At 50.8% G+C, this 2,500-nt stretch carries 3 rRNA genes (1 of these 3 cut by a window edge); all 3 read right to left on the bottom strand.

What is annotated here, in order from left to right:
• A 16S ribosomal RNA gene (locus tag QFZ28_RS23715) occupies positions 1-1,164 on the bottom strand; it reaches 387 nt to the left of the window's first position.
• 317 nt (positions 1,165-1,481) lie between these two features.
• A 5S ribosomal RNA gene (rrf, locus tag QFZ28_RS23710) occupies positions 1,482-1,597 on the bottom strand.
• Between the two features lie 77 nt (positions 1,598-1,674).
• Positions 1,675-2,500 (bottom strand): 23S ribosomal RNA (locus QFZ28_RS23705); the annotation flags it as partial.

Raw genomic sequence — 2,500 nt, 5'->3', positions numbered from 1 at the left:
TCCTTAGAGTGCCCAACTGAATGCTGGCAACTAAGAACAAGGGTTGCGCTCGTTGCGGGACTTAACCCAACATCTCACGACACGAGCTGACGACAACCATGCACCACCTGTCACTCTGTCCCCCGAAGGGGAACGTCCTATCTCTAGGAGTGTCAGAGGATGTCAAGACCTGGTAAGGTTCTTCGCGTTGCTTCGAATTAAACCACATGCTCCACCGCTTGTGCGGGCCCCCGTCAATTCCTTTGAGTTTCAGCCTTGCGGCCGTACTCCCCAGGCGGAGTGCTTAATGCGTTAGCTGCAGCACTAAAGGGCGGAAACCCTCTAACACTTAGCACTCATCGTTTACGGCGTGGACTACCAGGGTATCTAATCCTGTTTGCTCCCCACGCTTTCGCGCCTCAGCGTCAGTTACAGACCAGAAAGCCGCCTTCGCCACTGGTGTTCCTCCACATCTCTACGCATTTCACCGCTACACGTGGAATTCCGCTTTCCTCTTCTGTACTCAAGTCCCCCAGTTTCCAATGACCCTCCACGGTTGAGCCGTGGGCTTTCACATCAGACTTAAAGGACCGCCTGCGCGCGCTTTACGCCCAATAATTCCGGACAACGCTTGCCACCTACGTATTACCGCGGCTGCTGGCACGTAGTTAGCCGTGGCTTTCTGGTTAGGTACCGTCAAGGTACCGGCAGTTACTCCGGTACTTGTTCTTCCCTAACAACAGAGCTTTACGACCCGAAGGCCTTCATCGCTCACGCGGCGTTGCTCCGTCAGACTTTCGTCCATTGCGGAAGATTCCCTACTGCTGCCTCCCGTAGGAGTCTGGGCCGTGTCTCAGTCCCAGTGTGGCCGATCACCCTCTCAGGTCGGCTACGCATCGTCGCCTTGGTGAGCCGTTACCTCACCAACTAGCTAATGCGCCGCGGGCCCATCTGTAAGTGTCAGCCGAAACCGACTTTCAGCTTTTCCTCATGAGAGGAAAAGGATTATCCGGTATTAGCTCCCGGTTTCCCGAAGTTATCCCAGTCTTACAGGCAGGTTGCCCACGTGTTACTCACCCGTCCGCCGCTAACCATAAGGTGCAAGCACCTTATGATTCGCTCGACTTGCATGTATTAGGCACGCCGCCAGCGTTCGTCCTGAGCCAGGATCAAACTCTCCAAGAAAGTTGATTAGCTCATTTGTTACGTTGGCTTAGCTTTCTATAGAAGAAGCTAAAAAATTGTTTGTTGACGTTCTTGTTTGTTTAGTTTTCAAAGAGCAATGTCATCTGTTAAAGCGACAGGAGTAAATAGTATATCGCGTTTCTACTACTATATCAATTATAAAATATTTCCAATTTACTAGAAGTAGATTAAAATTGATAAGTTGTTTTCTGAGCGACTTTTATATCATAACACCATCGGTGTTATCAAACAACAGAAATTTTTTTCCATTTTTTTAAATGGGATTAAAAAAGACAGAAAGGATATTTCTGTCTTCCGCCTGGCAACGTCCTACTCTCACAGGGACAAAGTCCCAACTACCATCGGCGCTGAGAAGCTTAACTTCCGTGTTCGGTATGGGAACGGGTGTGACCTTCTCGCCATTGCTGCCAGACTATAAAATTTGAGGTATCATTCCCTCAAAACTAGATAATTTCAGAAGAAGTTTGTAAAACGAGTTCGCATTTAAAATTGGTTAAGTCCTCGAACGATTAGTATCAGTCAGCTCCACATGTTACCACGCTTCCACCTCTGACCTATCAACCTGATCATCTTTCAGGGTTCTTACTAGCTTGACGCTATGGGAAATCTCATCTTGAGGGGGGCTTCATGCTTAGATGCTTTCAGCACTTATCCCGTCCGCACATAGCTACCCAGCGATGCCTTTGGCAAGACAACTGGTACACCAGCGGTGCGTCCATCCCGGTCCTCTCGTACTAAGGACAGCTCCTCTCAAATTTCCTGCGCCCACGACGGATAGGGACCGAACTGTCTCACGACGTTCTGAACCCAGCTCGCGTACCGCTTTAATGGGCGAACAGCCCAACCCTTGGGACCGACTACAGCCCCAGGATGCGATGAGCCGACATCGAGGTGCCAAACCTCCCCGTCGATGTGGACTCTTGGGGGAGATAAGCCTGTTATCCCCGGGGTAGCTTTTATCCGTTGAGCGATGGCCCTTCCATGCGGAACCACCGGATCACTAAGCCCGACTTTCGTCCCTGCTCGACTTGTAGGTCTCGCAGTCAAGCTCCCTTGTGCCTTTACACTCTGCGAATGATTTCCAACCATTCTGAGGGAACCTTTGGGCGCCTCCGTTACTCTTTAGGAGGCGACCGCCCCAGTCAAACTGCCCACCTGACACTGTCTCCCACCCCGATCAGGGGTGAGGGTTAGAATTTCAATACAGCCAGGGTAGTATCCACCGACGCCTCCACCGAAGCTGGCGCTCCGGTTTCTCAGGCTCCTACCTATCCTGTACAAGCTGTACCAAAATTCAATATCAGGCTACAGTAAA

The sequence above is a fragment of the Neobacillus niacini genome (assembly GCF_030817695.1).
GTDB lineage: Bacteria > Bacillota > Bacilli > Bacillales > Cytobacillaceae > Neobacillus > Neobacillus niacini_F.
Note: the sequence above shows the minus strand (reverse complement) of the source record. Positions and strands in the feature narration are given on the sequence as shown.